Here is a 17,274-nt window from a genome sequence, read left to right on the forward strand (position 1 = left end):
AAAGAGAGAAGTAAGCATTACCACACATATCCATGTGCCTTACATCTACATATATCATGCACATTCATATCCTGGGTATCTACATATGCTGGACATATACATAGGCAACGCATCTGCCTATACTAAGCATATGCGCATACCCGGTACCCTGAACATCATTCCGGATATGCACCACATATCTATCTGCTGGGAGAGAAAGTACATGAGAACCGTATCCATTTTCAAAAATGGCAACAACCGCGCCATCCGTCTGCCCCGAGATCTGGATTTCGAGGGAGTAAGCGAGCTGGAGATCGTCCGGGAAGGAGACAGCATCATCCTGCGTCCCGTCCGGCCGACCTGGGGCTCGTTCGCGCAGCTGGAAAAGGCCGATCCGGACTTTATGCCAGAGCGTGAGGACGTTGTCAGCGACGAAGGACGTTTTGATTTATGAACAAGATGTATATGCTCGATACCTGTATCTGCTCGTTCATTATGCGTGAGCGGCCGGAAGCCGTACTTAAGCGCCTGGAGCAGGCGGTGCTGCGCAACCAGCGCATCGTGGTCTCGGCCATTACCTACGCCGAAATGCGCTTCGGCGCCACTGGCCCGAAGTCCTCGCCACGCCACATCCAGCTGGTCGATGCATTCTGCGCCCGCCTTGATGCCATCCTGCCCTGGGACCGCGCCGCAGTGGACGCCACCACGGACATTCAGGTCGCGTTGCGGCTGGCCGGTACGCCGATAGATCCGAACGACACGGCGATTGCCGGGCATGCCATCGCCACCGGCGCCGTGCTGGTCACAAATAATGTGCGGGAATTTGCGCGGGTGCCGGGGCTGACACTGGAAGACTGGGTTCGCTGACGTTCGTTACCGGCCACGGCCCAGACCATCATCTCCATGGGGAGACGGCGCTTTCGAATCGTCACGACGCCCTTATCGGCCAGGCACTCATCGATAAGCTCAGGTGAGAGCAAATCGGACAATGCAGCAAATTCTTTAGGAGTGAATTTAAGAACGGCATCAAGCGCCTGACTCAGTAACATAAAAAAATCCGTAATCTCAAGGAAATTACGGATTTTCACACAGCGGTAGGATCGTTCAAGTGATCCTTAACTGATATTACGCATTTAACGGGCTTTTAATTTGATTTTTTTCAGTTAATTACTACGTTGTTTTTTTAGCGCATGTATTTTTAATATCAATACTCGCTCCCAAAACAACAGCAAAGCTGTAAAAAAAACCAACCAAGTTTTGTTCTCAACACAGAACATGCTAACGGCAAATAGCACAGAAATTATTAGCGATGCGATAATATTATATCGTGCATGCGTAAATAATATCGATTTGCGCTCTATATCAATGAGTTTATCCAGCACTGGACAGGCCAATTAACTGAGACACGCTGTTGCTGCGCCGACCGCAGCGCCCGCTATTGCCCACGGCCCGCCGAATGGGGAAATCATCAAAAAACCTGCATTGAACGCACATTGCCAACTAACAGATCCCTCATAAAATCCGCCAGCAGCTCCGGAAACTTTTTTGATTTCTGTCGTAGTTAATAGTTTCATACCTATCTCCTTTATTAAACAGGAATTCCATATTCCGTACGATACATAAGCAACACAAATCAATTTCAGTTATTTAAATGTTTACATGCGGTAAATCATCTTATTTACTGAAATAGACAAACCGCTTGCCGGTGACGTTGACGGGCAGGTCGTCGCGCGGTCGCTGCGTGACGTGTTGCCAGAATTCGCTCAGCGCCTCGCCTTTACCGTGACCGGGTTCTGCACCGGCTCGCCAGCCGATAACAGCGGATTTCGATACGTCCAGCTCCCGCGCGATCTCTTTCAGTGATATGCCCTGCCGGTTGATATCTGAAATGACGCGGAACCAGTCAGTTTTTATTGTCGCAATCACTGGCATTTCATTACCTGTAAAATTTTACGTATCCGGGGGTGTCCCAACCTGTCCCAACCTTTCCCCTGAGCGCCTTATATATATAATGGGGTTTCTGGGAAAAAGGTTGGAACGGTTGTAAATAACCCTATAAATCATATAATTACAGAACCACAACCTCTATTTCAAGGTTGGGACAGGCTGGGACGCTGGCTCGAAAACCCTCATTTTTACGTCATCGATACGACGCTGAACGCGTAAATATCCGCGGCTTTGCAAAACATTACTAATTCGCATCTCCTCGCGCTTGCTGATTCGCGACGCGTCCAGCCCAATCGCGTCATGCAGCACATCGCTGGCGCGTAAAAATTCGCGATTTCGCAGAATGTTACCCGTTATCAGATCTGGCGTGTCGAGCCACGCCTCAACAGTCTCCTGCCACGCGTCGCGTATCGTGTACTGTTCATGCACACCGCCCGCCAGCCGCTCCGCGTCGCGGAACTGGATTCCGTCATGTTTAAACACCTCCCGCGCCTCCGCCCATAGCTGCGTCAAATCGCTCTGTATCGCGGCGACATCGACCGACCGCTGCACGTCAACAGGCAGCCAGCGCCGATTGCCGGTTGTGTCGTTGAAAAACTCGGGCTCGTTTGTCGTGCCGATAAACAGCAGCCTGAGCGGGAACTGCGTTGCAAACTCATGATATTTCGGTACCCAATGCTCATGTGTACGCGTGACGAAATTTTTTATCGTTTCCAGGTCGCGGGTATTCAGCCCGCGCAGCTCGCCAATCTCCGCAACGAGCCGGCCACGCATTTTGCGCGCCAGATCGTCGTCGCGTTCAGTAAACGATATTTCAGTGAAAAATTCCGGCGCGGGTGCCAGCGCCGCAACACCGGACGATTTGCCACAGCCCTGAGCGCCAACCAGGATCGGCACCATAACCTTGTACATGCTGCGCAGGTGGTGGTTAAGGCATGTACTGGGGCCTCGCTACGCATGATCACCACACTCCACCTTCTCATCACCATCATTGCGATCATCATCGCAAGAGCAATATTCAACTACCTGTAGAGGTCATCTATGGAAGCTTACGCGCTTACCCTGGATGAGGCCTGCGCGTTTATCGGCATCTCCCGACCCACGGCCAGCAACTGGATACGATCGGGACGCCTGGCAGCAACACGCAAAGACCCGTCCAAAACGAAGTCACCCTATCTCGTCACCCGCCAGGCATGTATTGCCGCTCTCAATAATCCGTTGCACACTGTCGCCGTGAGCGCGGCAGGTGCATATGAGGAGAAATCATCATGTCCATCTTCCGTAGGGGTGAAACATGGTACGCCAGTTTCACAGCGCCAGACGGCAAGCGCTTTAAGCAGTCTCTTGGGACAAAGGACAAAAGGCAGGCAAGCGAGCTTCACGACAAGCTGAAGGCCGAAGCATGGCGTGTCAGCAAACTGGGTGAAGTTCCGGCCGTAACGTTTGGAGAGGCATGCGTGCGCTGGCTGAAAGAAAGAGCGAATAAGAAGTTACTCGATGACGACAAGAGCCGGATCGGATTCTGGCTCCAGCACCTTGCAGGGATGCATCTGAAGGACTTTACTAAGAACCACATTTACAACGCTATACAGCGCATGCCGAACCGGCGTCATCATGAGAACTGGAAGATGAAGGCTGATGCGCTACAGAAAAGAGGTAATCCAGTGCCGGAGTATGTGCCGAAACCCGCATCTGTAGCGACCAGGGCCACGCATCTTGCCTTCATAAAGGCGCTGCTCAGGACAGCAGAAAGGGATGGGAAGTTGCTGGACCGAGCGCCGGTACTGAAGGTTCCGCAGCCGAAGAACAAACGAATCCGCTGGCTGGAACCGCACGAGGCGAAAAGGCTGATTGATGAATGCCCGGAGCCGCTTAAATCCGTAGTCAGGTTTGTACTGGCAACAGGACTGAGGCGGTCGAACATCATCAATCTGGAATGGCAGCAAATCGATATGCAGCGCCGGGTAGCGTGGATAAACCCGGAGGAACGTAAGTCAAACAGGGCTATTGGCGTAGCGCTGAACGATACTGCATGCGAGGTGCTGAAAAATCAAATCGGCAACCATCATCGATGGGTTTTTGTTTATCAGGAAAGCAGCGCGCGACCGGACGGGTCGAAAGTGCCAACGGTAAGGAAAATGCGTTACGACGCAAACACCGCATGGAGAGCCGCACTTCGCCGGGCAGGGATAGAGGATTTCCGCTTCCATGACCTGAGACACACATGGGCGAGCTGGCTGGTTCAGGCTGGAGTGCCATTATCGGTTCTGCAGGAAATGGGAGGCTGGGAAAGTATCGAAATGGTTCGACGTTATGCGCACCTGGCACCCAGTCATCTGACCGAACACGCGAAGCAGATTGATGCGATTTTCGGAAGGATTGTCCCAAATCTGTCCCACATGGAGTTAAGGGATGGTACTGATGGGATGTAACTTATTGATTTTATGGTGCCGATAATAGGAGTCGAACCTACGACCTTCGCATTACGAATGCGCTGCTCTACCAACTGAGCTATATCGGCTTTCCGGAGAGGTGCTACGGGCTGTAACGTTAAAAAAAAGCGACGCCTGAGTCAAGAGGCGCCGCATCGTATGCTGGTTTTATCATCAGCTATAGCAAATTAAGCTATGAACGCACCGTATCATCACCATAAGCCACCCATTTATAGGTGGTCAGCGCTTCCAGACCCATCGGGCCACGAGCGTGCAGTTTCTGAGTACTTACTGCTACTTCCGCGCCCAGACCAAACTGACCGCCATCGGTAAAGCGGGTGCTGGCATTCACATATACCGCTGAAGAATCCACCTGATTAACAAAGCGTTCAGCGGTGCGCGTATTGCGCGTCAAAATAGCATCGGAATGCTGGGTGCCGTGCTCACGAATATGCGCGATCGCCTCGTCCATATCCTTTACTACCCGCACATTTAAATCCAGCGACAGCCATTCGTCGTTATATTCGCCCTGTTTCACCGCTTCCACTGCTGCCGGGCCCTGCTGCAACAGCGGCAGCGAAAGCGCGTCGGCATGCAGTTTCACGCCTTCCTGCGCCATACGCTGGCTCAGCGCAGGCAGAAAAGCGCCGGCAATGGCTTCGTTAACCAGCAGCGTCTCCACCGAATTACAGGCGCTGGGACGTTGTTTTTTCGCATTAACAATCACCTTCAGCGCCGCTTCCGGCTCATAGCTGACATCAATATAGATATGGCAAACGCCGATGCCGCCGGTAATCACCGGAATGGTTGACTGTTCACGGCATAGCTTATGCAATCCGGCACCGCCGCGTGGGATCAGCATATCCACGTAGCGGTCCAGCTTCAGCAATTGATTAACCAGCTCACGGTCAGGGCTTTCAATCGCCTGCACCGCGCCTGCTGGCAAACCGTGCTGCTGTAAGGCCGACTGGATAACGCGCACCGTTGCGCCGTTGGTGCGCCAGGTCTCTTTACCGCCGCGCAGGATCACCGCGTTGCCGGTTTTCAGGCACAGCGAGGCGACATCCACGGTCACGTTCGGGCGCGCTTCGTAAATCACCCCCACCACGCCCAGCGGCACGCGACGGCGCTCAATGCGTAAACCGCTGTCGAGCCGACCGCCGTCAATCAGCAGCCCTACCGGATCGGCCAGCCGACAAACCTGACGCACATCATCAGCAATCCCCTTCAGACGCGCGGGATTGAGCATCAGACGATCCAGCAGCGCTTCGCTCATTCCGTTATTACGCGCATCCGCCAGATCCTGCTGGTTAGCCGCCAGAATCTCCGCGCTCTGCGCTTCCAGCTGTTCGGCAATAGTCATCAGCACACGGTTTTTCTCCGTCGTACTCAGCGTGGCAAGCTGATATGAGGCCGCTTTGGCCGCCTTACCCATTTCTTCTAACACTGAAGGCTCCTTAGCTGACAATCATATCGTCGCGGTGCATGGCAACCGGACCGTATTCATAACCCAGGATATCGGTGATATCCTGGCTGTGGTGACCGGCAATCATCCGCAGCGCATCGCTGTTATAGCGTGAAACGCCATGCGCCACATCACGTCCAGACAGGCTGCGAATGCGGATGACTTCGCCGCGTGAAAAGTTGCCGCTCACTTCGCGAATGCCTTTCGGCAACAACGAGCTGCCGCGCTCCAGCATCGCCGACAGCGCGCCGTCGTCAATAATAATCTCACCGGCAGGCGGCGCACCAAAAATCCAGCGCTTACGGCTCTCCAGCGGCGACTGTTGCGCATGAAAACGCGTACCCACCGGTTTGCCTTCGATCACATCGCCAATAACGTTCGGACGGCCGCCCGCCGCGATAATCACCTCAATGCCGGAGCGGCAGGCGACATCCGCCGCCTGTAGTTTAGTTGCCATGCCGCCGGTGCCAAGGCCGGAAACGCTGTCGCCAGCGATGGTGCGCAACGCATCATCGATGCCATGCACATCACTAATAAGCGATGCCTGCGGATTATGACGCGGATCGGCAGTAAACAGCCCCGGCTGATCGGTCAGCAAAAGCAGCTTATCGGCACCGGCCAGCATCGCTGCCAGCGCCGACAGGTTGTCGTTATCGCCGACTTTGATTTCCGCCGTCGCCACCGCATCGTTCTCATTGATCACCGGCACGATATTGTTATCCAGCAGCGCACGCAGCATATCGCGTGCGTTAAGGAAGCGCTCGCGATCTTCCATATCCGCCCGCGTCAGCAGCATCTGACCAATATTGATGCCATAGATAGAGAACAGCTGTTCCCACAGTTGGATCAAACGGCTCTGCCCCACCGCAGCCAGCAGCTGCTTTGAGGCGATGGTAGGCGGCAGTTCCGGGTAACCCAGGTGTTCACGTCCGGCAGCCATTGCGCCAGAGGTAACAATCACAATTCGATGGCCCGCCGCGTGCTGCTGTGCGCACTGACGAACTAACTCCACAATATGTGCCCGATTTAACCGACGCGATCCGCCGGTCAGCACGCTGGTACCCAGTTTGACCACTAAGGTCTGACTGCCGCTCATGATTTCCTGCCGTAGTAAAAATGTCTTTGAAAGGACTTTTTATCAGGAGTGGGCAAGGATGCCAACAGGCACTAAGGGGAAAAGCCTGGAAAATGCCTGACAACCGCGTAGACCAAAAGTTCGCGTTTAACAATAAAAGCGGAAAAGCTTCATAAAACATTCATCAAATCCCGGTAAAAACGTTTCCGCAGTCATAAGAGTTTTCCGAGCGGTACATTTTTTTACTCATTGGGATTAATAACAAATGAAAAAGAGCGCATTGGCACTACTGGTATCCGCCCTGACCCTGAGCACCGCAGCGCAGGCAGTAGAAGTGTACAATAAAGACGGTAACAAGCTGGATTTCTATGGCAAATTGAAAGCAATGCGTTACATGAGCGATGCTGAAACCAATGCCAGCAGCAACGCCGACAAATCTTATGTGCGTATCGGCTTTAAAGGCCAGACGCAAATTAACGAAATCATGACCGGTTACGGTCAGTGGGAATATCAGTACAACGCTAATAACCCAGAAAGCGACTCTAACGCAGGCAATAAAACGCGTCTGGGCTTTGCCGGGATTAAAGTCACGGATTATGGCTCGCTGGATTACGGTCGTAACTACGGCCTGATTTATGATGTTGAAGCCATCACCGATATGATGCCGGAATTTGGTGCCACTGCATATACATCCGCTGATGTCTACATGCTGAGCCGCGCTAACGGCGTCGCCACCTATCGCAACAGCAATTTCTTTGGTCTGGTAGATGGCCTGGATTTTGCGCTGCAATATCAGGGCAAAAATGAAAGCTCGTCACGCGGCGACGGCGTCTCTAACGGCGACGGCATGGCCGCATCGCTTTCTTATAAAATCCTCGATAGCCTGAGCCTTAAAGGCGCGGTCTCTTCTTCTAACCGTACGCTGAATCAGAAAAACAGCGACTTTGGCGGTGGCGAGAAAGCCGAAGCCTGGGCAACCGGCATTAAGTATGACAACAACGGTGTTTATCTGGCGGCCACTTACGCTGAAACCCGTAATATGAACCCGATTAGCGGCAATGATGTTAACGTTAACGGCACCGTAGAAGATATCAGCGGCTACGCTAACAAACTGCAAAATATCGAAATCGTAGCGCAGTATCAGTTTGATTTCGGCTTGCGTCCGTCGCTGGCTTATGTTCAGAGCAAGGTGAAGGATATTGAAGGCGGCATCGGTGATGCGGATTACCATAAGTTCGCTGACGTCGGCGCGACCTATTACTTCAATAAAAACATGTCCGCATTCGTGGATTACAAAATCAACCTGCTGGATGATGACAACACGCTGAACCGCAACACTGACGATATCGTTGCAGTGGGTATGACCTACCAGTTCTGATATTCGGCATCATCCGGTCAGCCTTCTGAATACACCGGTATTGCTGCAACAGAAGGCGGGCCGCCTGATGCGGTAATAATACAGAAAAGGGCAGACTTCGCGTCTGCCCTTTTCTTTGTAAAAACGACTGATTAGGCGGTTAACTTAAGCGTCTGTTCATTAGCGCCTTCAGCAGGCAATAACCCCAGTTCCAGTTCAGCCAGCGTAGACTTCAGGCGTTCGTGGAAGTTACGCAACGTCTCTTCCAGCTTCTCTTCATTCTCTTTGCCTTTGATAGCGCATGGCTTCCAGTTGCCATCTTTATCGTGCAGGCCATAGTGATACTGATAGGTAAAGTGATCGGATTGCGCATCCAACTCCAGCCACCATCCCCAGAATTCACGGCTTTCCGGTGCAGGTTTAACATTGACGCAAACGGCCAGGCAATCAAAAAAGAACCGCTCATTTTCGCATTTGTTCTCGCGAATATAGGGACCCAGCGCGGTAAAACGTTTAAGCAACCGGCTTCGTGGATGTCCATTCGGTAACGTCATGGTTTACACCTCCTTAAATGAGCTAACAGTTTTAGCAAACTAATGCAAAATAGCAACTTATCACTTCAACTGTTGTACCAGCCAGTCGCAGATGGTTTGCAGTGCCCGATCGAAGTTGCCCAACACCGGCGAAAAGCCGATCGGCAACAGCTTGCCGTTTGCGGATGAGTTAACAATCAGACGCGCATCTTCTTCCGGGCTCCAGGGATCGTTCTGCCAGTAGCCTGCCAGCATTGGCGTTGGTGTACGGCGTCCCAACAGCCCCTGGGTTTTCAGCGAATAGCGATTTAGCTCAGTGCGCAGTACGTCATCTGTGGCGCGTGCCATACCCAGCCGACTGGCTAACACATCAATATACATATCCGGCACACGCTCCTGCTGAGCGGAGTTAGCCAGCAACGCATGAACAATTGGCCCCAGGGTAGCGACGGCGCGCAGACGCTGCGCTTCCAGATAAGCCAGACGTACCGCCACGTTAGCGCCAAAACGATAGCCCAGCGCCGCCACGCGCGTATGATCGACCCACGGTACCGCATCCAGACCGCGTAGCACCTGCTGATGCAGAAAGCTGGTATCCTGGTTCAGTTTCCATTTAGAGGAAAAACCCACCGACGGCATATCAATCGTCAACATCGCGATGCCGCGCGGTGCCAGGTAATCGTGAAACAGGCGATAGTGATCGATCTGCAGGCTATCAAGGTTGCCGCATAGCAGCACCGTAGGATAAGGCGCGCTAACATTAGGCGGCATATGCAGGAAGCCCGTAATCGAGCCGCCGCCCTGAATCGGGAACGATAACTCTTTCAGCTCGCCAGGCAGACGCAGCGTAGCTTCTTCATAGGCGCGGTTAGCCAGCGTTTGCGCCTGTTCGGCCAGCTCATCGCCTTTGATATGTGGCCACGCGGCCAGGCTGTAGAGATTAACCGCATGCAGCCAGTGCTCGCCCGCTTCCGGCGTTTCGCCTGCGTCCATCGCCTTCTGCTGCCATAGCGCCGCCTGTTTGCTCCATTCATAAATCCAGTTGCCGCTGCGATAGCCAATGACCGTATCCAGCAGATCTTCGCTGGTGCGCTCTGCTGAACTGACAGCAATCCGCGCCAGCACTTCGCTAATCTCAATCAGCGGCAAGCCGCGCCAGCTCCAGAGCAGGCGGTTGAGCATGCGATACCAGCCGGTATGGCTCTCACCATCCAGCGTGGATTGAACGGTCGAAGTAACGTGATGCCGTTGGCGCACCAGTGATGACGTTTCCGGGTGTTTAAATCGGGGTTTGAATAGCTCTTCGCTGAGATTTTTTGCTGACATGGTGTCGCTCTCCTGCCGCCGCGCAATCACGAGACTACAGTGTACTTCACCCATCCCCAGGGTGCGACCCGCAGAAACGACAACGCCCGGACGAACCGGGCGTTGTTTTGATGCAGGTCAATCAGCGATCGACGATCGGCGGAACAAAGGCAACGCCCATATCCCACGGCTGCTCAATCCAGGTATTTTGTGCGATATCCACTACATAATCGTCAACCAGCGGCGCGCCAGCAGGCTTAGCGAAAATAGTGACGAAACGCGCTTTCGGATACATTTCACGGATCGCCTGAGCGGTGCCGCCGGTATCAACCAGGTCATCAATCACGATAAAGCCTTCGCCATCGCCTTCCGCACGCTTCAGCACGTTCATTTCGCGCTGATGATCGTGGTCATAGCTGGAAATACAAACGGTGTCGACATAACGGATAGAGAGTTCACGCGCCAGCAGCGCAGCCGGAACCAAACCACCGCGGCTTACGGCAATAATGCCTTTCCACTGTTCAACAGGAAGCAGGCGCTGAGCCAGTTTACGGGCATGAATCTGCAACATGTCCCAGGTGACGACGTATTTTTCGCTCATAAAAGGAATCCCGACCAATCGAATTGGCCTAAAAAATATGCAATGGGAAAAGGTTGCGCGGCATTATAAGGATCTGACGCGTTAAAAACCAGCACCGGATTGCGCGGTTGCCGCATTTTAACGCGCCCGACTGCACAGCAGACAATAAAGGATGTTATTCTCACCCCATCACGTCAGATTCGCTGACGGCGATCGATTACTGGAAATTTCGCAATGATGCGCAGCCGCGCACCGATGACACAGGAGACCTGTCGTGTCTGAATTGTCTCAACTCTCTCCCCAACCGCTGTGGGATATTTTCGCTAAAATCTGCTCCATTCCGCATCCTTCATTTCACGAAGAGGCGCTGGCGCAGCACATTCTCTCCTGGGCAAAGGAAAAAGGCTTCTGGTGCGACCGTGACCAGGTCGGCAATATCTTGATCCGTAAGCCAGCCACGCCAGGCATGGAAAACCGTAAGCCGGTAGCGCTGCAGGCGCACCTGGATATGGTGCCGCAAAAAAACAACGATACGGCCCATGATTTCACTAAAGATCCAATTCAGCCCTGGATCGATGGCGAATGGGTAAAAGCGCGCGGCACGACGCTGGGCGCGGATAATGGCATTGGTATGGCCTCTGCGCTGGCGGTACTGGCTGATGAGAGCGTACAACACGGTCCGCTGGAAGTGCTGTTGACCATGACGGAAGAGACCGGCATGGACGGCGCATTCGGTCTGCAACCGAACTGGCTGCAGGCTGAGATCCTGATTAACACCGATTCTGAGGAAGAAGGTGAAATCTATATGGGCTGCGCCGGCGGTATCGATTTTACCTCTACGCTGCCGCTGCAGCGTGAAGCGGTTCCTGCCGATTACGAAACGTTGCGCCTGACGCTGAAAGGGTTAAAAGGCGGTCATTCCGGGGCAGAGATCCATCTGGGCCTGGGCAATGCCAACAAGCTGCTGGTGCGCTTCCTGGCACAGTATGCACGTGAATACGATCTGCGTCTGATTGATTTTACCGGCGGCACGTTGCGCAATGCGATTCCGCGTGAAGCCTACGCTACCTTCGCTCTGCCAGCGGCAAAAATCGATACGTTGAAATCTGCGGCGATGGGCTATCTGGCGACCCTGCAGAACGAGCTGGGCCTGATTGAGAAGAATATCACCCTGCAAACCGAGCCGGTGGCGGGTGGCGCGGCGCTGACCGCTGACAGCCGCGATCGTTTTATCGCCCTGCTGAACAGCACGCCGAACGGCGTGATCCGCAACTCTGACGTGGCGAAAGGCGTGGTGGAAACGTCGCTGAACGTCGGTGTGGTTTCCATGACCGAGCAGGAAGCAAAAATCAACTGCCTGATCCGTTCGCTGATCGACAGCGGCAAAGATTATGTGGTGACAATGCTGAGCTCGCTGTGTGAACTGGCCGGTGCGCAAGGTGCAGCAAAAGGCAGCTATCCGGGATGGCAGCCGGACGCCAGCTCGCCGGTCATGGCGCTGGTGCGTGAGACCTATCAGCGCCTGTTTAACAAGACGCCGAATATTCAGATCATTCATGCGGGGCTGGAATGTGGTCTGTTCAAGAAGCCTTACCCGGATATGGATATGGTTTCCATCGGCCCGACCATTACCGGCCCGCACTCGCCGGATGAGCAGGTGCATATTGGCAGCGTAGCGCTTTACTGGCAGCTGCTGACCGAACTGCTGAAAGTGATTCCGGCGAAGTAATTTCGTCTGGAACGCGTCGCAATCAGTAAAATCAAAGGCCAGAGCATTTCTGGCCTTTTTATTTTTTACGCAATTTATTTTATAGCGCGTTGTTTAACGCCGCTGGCCTGTAATTTTCTGAGCGTTCGGCAATAGAGTGTAAACAACAGGGATGAGTAAAAGCGCTCGGTGCGTATGATAAACAGGCTAAGACCAATAAAGATTAACGCTAATGAGGCGCTAATAATTCCTCCCCATGCCGTAAACGCGCTAGCTATCCACTCTATAACCATACTCAGAAAGTATATAATGGCGCTTAGCAGTGTTAAATATGCCAATATCAGATGAAGTCTGGCACCGGCCATAAACCCCTTCGACATGATAAACACTGGCATTACATAAAGTATGCCGCAAATCAGCGAACCAATCACCAAAAAGACCATGGTCATGGCAGGTGGCAATAATAGCCACTGCGTTACAGCCTGCCATAGTGAAAACTGCACTATAGCAAAGCTCATAATCATAAAAAAAGCGCTAAGCACCAGCGGAAACGCAAAATTAAACATCCCGACGGAATCCTTCATCTCTGCGTTAATTTTTTCTTGCAGGGCTGAAAACTTGTTAACCGAAGCACTTTTGATCTCATGCTCAATTGCCCGACAGCGCTGGAAGCGTGCCAGGAAAATCTTTAATAACATTTTATTCCTTAAAAACCAGAGAAAGACTGGAGAGTAGATATGGCATATTTGGCGCTAACCCCCATGTTTTGCGGATTCCGTATTGTCCCTGTCACCCCACTGCCAGAAAAAGTTACTGTATTATTTATCGCAATTAATAATTCTCTTTGTAATTGGCATTAAATAGCTTCTGTGGGGAAACGTTTGGGGTAACGCCCCGCCTCCATTGCTGCTTTCACTCCAGCGTTAGAAATGCCACCAAAATCATAACTTAGCATGCTTTTTTCTGATGAGTAGCCAGTGAAACTCATTATTATCCTCTTTCATTCCATGATAAAACTGATTAGCGGTGCATGAATGATAAATTATCCTAAAGCAATAATAAACTATAAAAATAAACCACAGAACATAGCTAGCCTATTAAATATTACTTTGGGCGTTAAATTCAAAGTTAGGAAGTACGCCTGCTAACCAAATTTAATTTTCTAAACGCGTGATAAAGTAATCAGGGGCTGTCAGCAGCAGGAACATAACAACAGCTACTTTTACATGCAGCACATTTTATGTTTATTTATCGATACATACTGTATTCAAAAATCAGTTCTGGCGTGAGAAGGCTTAACCATCCTACAGCCCCAGCAGCAGTTGCCGTTCCAGCTGAGGATTCAGCAACGTCACATGCAGCCCCACCAGCCTGACGCCGCGGCCGGCGCGGCGCTCTTCCCATGCCTCTTTCGCTACCGCAATCAAATCTTCTTTATTCAACACCGGCCAGACATGCTCCTGCGTGGTCTGCTGAAAATCACTGAACTTAAGCTTAACGCCCTGGCGCGCAATATGACGATCCGGTTTGATTTTCGTCAGCCGCCGCTCCAGCTCGTCATAAAGAAAATCAATAATCTCCAGGCACTGCTCCCAGTGATGAATATCTTCCGACAGTGTGCGCTCAACGCCGAGCGACTTACGCTCGCGATCGGTAATCACTTCACGCTCATCAATCCCGTGGCTGCGCTCCCAGATTACCCGGCCAAATTTACCAAAGCGCTTTAGCAACATTGCCAGATCGCTGTTTTGCACATCGGCGCAGGTGCGCAGCCCTAAATCTTCCAGCTTCTTTGCCGTTACTTTGCCGACGCCGGGAATTTTGGCCAGCGGCAGCGTCAGTAAAAACTGCGGCACCTCATCCGGGGTAATCACATACTGGCCGTTTGGCTTATTCAGATCGGAAGCGATTTTGGCAAGAAACTTAATCGGCGCAACGCCCGCTGATGCGGTAAGATCCAGTTCACGGGAGATAGTCTGGCGGATTTCACGCGCCATCAGCGTTGCCGAACCGTGACAGTGCGGGCTGTCGCTTACGTCAAGATAGGCTTCATCCAGCGACAGCGGCTCAATACGCGCGGTATAACGTGAAAAGATTTCGCGAATATGGGCGGAAGCCTCTTTATAGGCATCAAAGCGGCCCGGCAGCAGCGTTAAGTGCGGACAGAGCTTTAACGCCATCGCGGTGGACATCGCGCTGCGCACGCCATATTTACGGGCCGGGTAGTTAGCGGTGCTGATAACGCCGCGCTGCGTCCGGTTGCCGCCAATGGCCAGCGGAATATCACGCAGGCTGGGGTTATCACGCATTTCCACCGCCGCGTAAAAGCAGTCCATATCGACATGAATGATTTTGCGCATAGCCCCCTCCGCCATTACTGGATAAGTATACAGCCAACTTAAGGGGATTCAATGGCGTAGCGCGATGAATATGCAGTAACGGCATACGTTAATTTGCGGGCCATCTCCGGAATAACAGCTATTTCTTAGCTGGCATCTTGATAAAAAAACAGACAGTGATAATGTTGCGCAGCAATAGCGGAATTATCCTATATGCATGTTACAGACGCCGCAGGGCGTTGCAGTTTAATCCCCCTCATCATCAAGGGAACAAGAATGGGCAAAATCGCACTTTTGTTTGCGATGATTCTTCTGCCAGCCCTCAGCATGGCAAGCGCGCCTGAGCCAGTTCAGCCACTGGCACCGGTCAGCAAAGAGTTAAAGAAGCAGTTATTAGGTACGCCGGTTTACATTCAGATATTTAAAGAAGAACGCACGCTGGAACTGTACGGCAAGATCGGCAATGAGTTCCGCCTGCTCGATAGCTATCGCATCTGTAACTTTTCCGGCGGCCTTGGGCCAAAGCGCCGTCAGGGCGATTTTAAAAGCCCGGAAGGCTTTTACAGCGTAAAACAGAGCCAGCTTAAGCCGGACAGCCGTTTTTACCGCGCAATCAATATTGGTTTTCCTAACCAGTACGACCGCCAGCAGGGCTATGACGGAAAATACCTGATGATCCACGGCGCCTGCGTCTCTGTTGGCTGTTACGCCATGACAAATGCCTATATGGATGAGATCTTCAGCTACGTAAACGCGGCTTTGCGTAACGGTCAGCCTGAAGTGGCCGTCAGTATCTATCCGTTCCGCATGACCGAAAGCAATATGCAGCGTCACCGGAACTCTTATTACGCCAGTTTCTGGAAACAGCTACAGCCGGGCTACGCGTATTTTGTAGAGCATCGCCAGCCGCCAACGGTAGCGGTAAATAACGGCAGGTATGTGCTGAACGGCTCACCGGTCAGCGGCACGCCCGCCGCTTCACAGTCATTCCTGGCGCTCTCCAAGGCAAAATAGTTGCCATTCGCCTGGCGCAATACGATGCCAGGTCTCATTGCCGGTTAGCGGCTGAGTGGCAATCACCGTGACCACGTCATTTGGCGTGGTCTGCTTCTGAAAATCGATCTCTACATCCTGATCCAGCAGCTTCGCCTTACCAAACGGCGCACGTCGCGTAATCCAGAAAAGATTGGTCGAGCAATAGGCCATTAAATAGCGGCCATCTGACAGCAGCATATTAAACACCCCTTTCTGCCGCAGTTCCGTCGCCAGTTCGGCAATATAGCGAAACACCGCAGGCCAGTTGCCCGGCGTTCGCGGATAGCGCGTCGCCAGCTTATGCAGCAGCCAGCAGAACGCCTTTTCACTGTCTGTCTCGCCTACCGGACGAAAATTACCGGTTTCCAGCTGGCGATAGCCGCTTAGCTGCCCGTTGTGCGCATAGGTCCAGTTACGTCCCCACAGCTCGCGAGTAAAAGGATGGGTATTCTCCAGCGACACCTGCCCCCGGTTCGCCTGACGAATATGCGCCACCACCGAGCAGGACTTAATAGGATACTCCTGCACCAGACGCGCGATTGGCGAGTTATAGCTGGGCTGCGGATCTTTAAAGGTGCGGCAGCCTTTGTTTTCGTAGAAGGTGATACCCCAGCCATCTTTATGCGGCCCGGTGCCACCACCGCGCTGCACCAGTCCGGTAAAGCTAAAGCAAATATCAGTTGGGACATTAGCGCTCATGCCGAGCAGTTCACACATAGAGAGGCCTCCGGCGCGGTTTTGTGACGATTATAACGAATCAAATGGAGACTGGCAGCGGAAGAGCATTTTTGTTAACAGAACGCGACAAGCGCCCTGCTGCTTCGGATTAGCCGCGCCGGGGCTGACGCGGCAAAGTTAACGGCTGGTGCGCCGTTACTTTTTCTCCATCTCTTTTTCGATCAACAGCATCAGGATATGAATCACTTTGATATGGATCTCCTGAATGCGGTCGGCATAGCCAAAGTGCGGCACACGGATTTCGATGTCTGCGCTGCCCGCCATTTTGCCGCCATCTTTGCCGGTCAGGGTGATCACTTTCATGCCCTGCGCGCGCGCCGCCTCAATCGCCTTGATGATATTGGCGGAATTCCCCGAGGTGGAAATACCCAGCAGCACATCGCCCGCACGGCCTACGGCCTCAACATAACGAGAGAAGACGTAGTCGTAGCCAAAATCATTACTGACGCAGGAGAGATGACTGACGTCAGAGATGGCGATAGCCGGATAGCCAGGGCGGTTTTCGCGATAGCGACCAGTCAGCTCTTCAGCAAAATGCATGGCATCACAGTGCGAACCGCCGTTGCCGCAGGAAAGCACTTTGCCCCCCGCCTTAAAGCTATCGGCAAGCAGCACGGCAGCGCGCTGGATCGCATGAATATTTGCGTCTTCGCTCAGGAATTTATTTAGCGTATCCGCTGCTTCGTTAAGTTCTGAACGAATAATATCCTGGTACATAGGGAGGTCCTTTGGAGGAGAAAGAGTCAGCGCAAGTTTACCGAAATGCCAGCGGGTCGCAAAG

At 52.7% G+C, this 17,274-nt stretch carries 19 protein-coding genes, 1 tRNA gene and 2 pseudogenes; 7 read left to right on the forward strand and 15 right to left on the reverse strand.

Annotation, left to right across the window (positions count from 1 at the left end):
- Window positions 1–202: 202 nt before the first annotated feature.
- Both vapB and ACQE3Z_RS17045 read left to right on the forward strand, forming a co-directional pair.
- Complete coding sequence (gene vapB, locus ACQE3Z_RS17040; protein WP_426974699.1) at window positions 203–433, forward strand: type II toxin-antitoxin system VapB family antitoxin; 231 nt, start codon at window positions 203–205, stop codon at window positions 431–433.
- On the forward strand, window positions 430–846 hold the full coding sequence (locus ACQE3Z_RS17045) for a type II toxin-antitoxin system VapC family toxin (protein WP_426974700.1): 417 nt from the start codon (window positions 430–432) through the stop codon (window positions 844–846). Before vapB ends, ACQE3Z_RS17045 begins: the two co-directional genes overlap by 4 nt.
- Window positions 847–854: 8 nt before the next feature.
- Here ACQE3Z_RS17045 and ACQE3Z_RS17050 read toward each other — a convergent pair.
- The 4 genes and pseudogenes from ACQE3Z_RS17050 to ACQE3Z_RS17065 all read right to left on the reverse strand — a co-directional run.
- Window positions 855–1,028, reverse strand: a pseudogene (locus ACQE3Z_RS17050) (transposase domain-containing protein); the annotation flags it as partial.
- 345 nt (window positions 1,029–1,373) lie between these two features.
- The gene (locus tag ACQE3Z_RS17055) at window positions 1,374–1,553 is read right to left on the reverse strand and encodes a hypothetical protein (protein ID WP_426974701.1); all 180 of its coding nucleotides are present in this window, start codon (window positions 1,551–1,553) and stop codon (window positions 1,374–1,376) included.
- 100 nt (window positions 1,554–1,653) lie between these two features.
- Complete coding sequence (locus ACQE3Z_RS17060) at window positions 1,654–1,911, reverse strand: hypothetical protein (protein ID WP_426974702.1); 258 nt, start codon at window positions 1,909–1,911, stop codon at window positions 1,654–1,656.
- Window positions 1,912–2,064: 153 nt separating this feature from the next.
- Window positions 2,065–2,826 (reverse strand): annotated as a pseudogene (locus tag ACQE3Z_RS17065) (VapE domain-containing protein); the annotation flags it as partial.
- A gap of 141 nt (window positions 2,827–2,967) precedes the next feature.
- On the opposite strand from ACQE3Z_RS17065, the gene ACQE3Z_RS17070 reads away from it, so the two are divergent.
- A complete protein-coding gene (locus ACQE3Z_RS17070) occupies window positions 2,968–3,318 on the forward strand; it encodes a helix-turn-helix domain-containing protein (RefSeq protein ID WP_426974703.1) in 351 nt (116 codons plus the stop codon).
- Window positions 3,201–4,358, forward strand: coding sequence for a site-specific integrase (locus ACQE3Z_RS17075; RefSeq protein WP_426974750.1), 1,158 nt, complete (start codon window positions 3,201–3,203; stop codon window positions 4,356–4,358). The genes ACQE3Z_RS17070 and ACQE3Z_RS17075 overlap by 118 nt, the downstream gene beginning before the upstream one ends.
- A 13-nt stretch (window positions 4,359–4,371) precedes the next feature.
- On the opposite strand, the gene ACQE3Z_RS17080 is transcribed toward ACQE3Z_RS17075, so the two are convergent.
- From ACQE3Z_RS17080 to proB, 3 genes are all read right to left on the reverse strand, one after another.
- Window positions 4,372–4,447 (reverse strand) — tRNA-Thr (locus tag ACQE3Z_RS17080).
- 104 nt (window positions 4,448–4,551) lie between these two features.
- Window positions 4,552–5,805: a glutamate-5-semialdehyde dehydrogenase gene (gene proA / locus ACQE3Z_RS17085; RefSeq protein WP_426974704.1), complete on the reverse strand. Its 1,254-nt coding sequence runs from the start codon at window positions 5,803–5,805 to the stop codon at window positions 4,552–4,554.
- A 10-nt stretch (window positions 5,806–5,815) separates the two neighbouring features.
- A complete protein-coding gene (proB, locus tag ACQE3Z_RS17090) occupies window positions 5,816–6,919 on the reverse strand; it encodes a glutamate 5-kinase (RefSeq protein ID WP_426974705.1) in 1,104 nt (367 codons plus the stop codon).
- A gap of 244 nt (window positions 6,920–7,163) precedes the next feature.
- On the opposite strand from proB, the gene ACQE3Z_RS17095 reads away from it, so the two are divergent.
- The gene (locus ACQE3Z_RS17095; protein ID WP_426974706.1) at window positions 7,164–8,276 is read left to right on the forward strand and encodes a porin; all 1,113 of its coding nucleotides are present in this window, start codon (window positions 7,164–7,166) and stop codon (window positions 8,274–8,276) included.
- A 131-nt stretch (window positions 8,277–8,407) separates the two neighbouring features.
- Here the strand turns inward: ACQE3Z_RS17095 and crl are convergent, their stop codons facing one another.
- The 3 genes from crl to gpt form a co-directional block, all read right to left on the reverse strand.
- Window positions 8,408–8,809 (reverse strand): sigma factor-binding protein Crl, encoded by a 402-nt coding sequence (gene crl / locus ACQE3Z_RS17100; protein WP_426974707.1) that lies wholly within the window; start codon window positions 8,807–8,809, stop codon window positions 8,408–8,410.
- Window positions 8,810–8,869: 60 nt separating this feature from the next.
- A complete protein-coding gene (gene frsA / locus ACQE3Z_RS17105) occupies window positions 8,870–10,114 on the reverse strand; it encodes an esterase FrsA (protein ID WP_426974708.1) in 1,245 nt (414 codons plus the stop codon).
- 121 nt (window positions 10,115–10,235) lie between these two features.
- Entirely contained in the window at window positions 10,236–10,694 is a 459-nt protein-coding gene (gene gpt / locus ACQE3Z_RS17110) for a xanthine phosphoribosyltransferase (protein WP_085067843.1), read from the reverse strand.
- A 253-nt stretch (window positions 10,695–10,947) separates the two neighbouring features.
- Between gpt and pepD the strand changes: the two genes are divergently transcribed.
- Window positions 10,948–12,402: a beta-Ala-His dipeptidase gene (gene pepD / locus ACQE3Z_RS17115; protein ID WP_426974709.1), complete on the forward strand. Its 1,455-nt coding sequence runs from the start codon at window positions 10,948–10,950 to the stop codon at window positions 12,400–12,402.
- A 74-nt stretch (window positions 12,403–12,476) separates the two neighbouring features.
- On the opposite strand, the gene ACQE3Z_RS17120 is transcribed toward pepD, so the two are convergent.
- The 3 genes from ACQE3Z_RS17120 to dinB form a co-directional block, all read right to left on the reverse strand.
- Window positions 12,477–13,079 carry a hypothetical protein gene (locus ACQE3Z_RS17120; protein ID WP_426974710.1) on the reverse strand — a complete coding sequence of 201 codons (603 nt, stop codon included), beginning with the start codon at window positions 13,077–13,079 and terminating at the stop codon, window positions 12,477–12,479.
- Window positions 13,080–13,237: 158 nt separating this feature from the next.
- On the reverse strand, window positions 13,238–13,369 hold the full coding sequence (locus ACQE3Z_RS17125) for a hypothetical protein (protein WP_426974711.1): 132 nt from the start codon (window positions 13,367–13,369) through the stop codon (window positions 13,238–13,240).
- 316 nt (window positions 13,370–13,685) lie between these two features.
- On the reverse strand, window positions 13,686–14,741 hold the full coding sequence (gene dinB, locus ACQE3Z_RS17130) for a DNA polymerase IV (protein ID WP_250651944.1): 1,056 nt from the start codon (window positions 14,739–14,741) through the stop codon (window positions 13,686–13,688).
- A 255-nt stretch (window positions 14,742–14,996) separates the two neighbouring features.
- On the opposite strand from dinB, the gene dpaA reads away from it, so the two are divergent.
- Window positions 14,997–15,734, forward strand: coding sequence for a peptidoglycan meso-diaminopimelic acid protein amidase (gene dpaA, locus ACQE3Z_RS17135; RefSeq protein ID WP_426974712.1), 738 nt, complete (start codon window positions 14,997–14,999; stop codon window positions 15,732–15,734).
- Here dpaA and ACQE3Z_RS17140 read toward each other — a convergent pair.
- On the reverse strand, window positions 15,705–16,472 hold the full coding sequence (locus tag ACQE3Z_RS17140; protein ID WP_426974713.1) for a class II glutamine amidotransferase: 768 nt from the start codon (window positions 16,470–16,472) through the stop codon (window positions 15,705–15,707). The genes dpaA and ACQE3Z_RS17140 overlap by 30 nt on opposite strands.
- A gap of 156 nt (window positions 16,473–16,628) precedes the next feature.
- On the reverse strand, window positions 16,629–17,210 hold the full coding sequence (lpcA, locus tag ACQE3Z_RS17145; protein ID WP_084971004.1) for a D-sedoheptulose 7-phosphate isomerase: 582 nt from the start codon (window positions 17,208–17,210) through the stop codon (window positions 16,629–16,631).
- Between the last annotated feature and the right edge of the window lie 64 nt (window positions 17,211–17,274).

This window comes from Pantoea sp. FN0307, from assembly GCF_050113815.1.
Taxonomy (GTDB): domain Bacteria; phylum Pseudomonadota; class Gammaproteobacteria; order Enterobacterales; family Enterobacteriaceae; genus Mixta; species Mixta alhagi.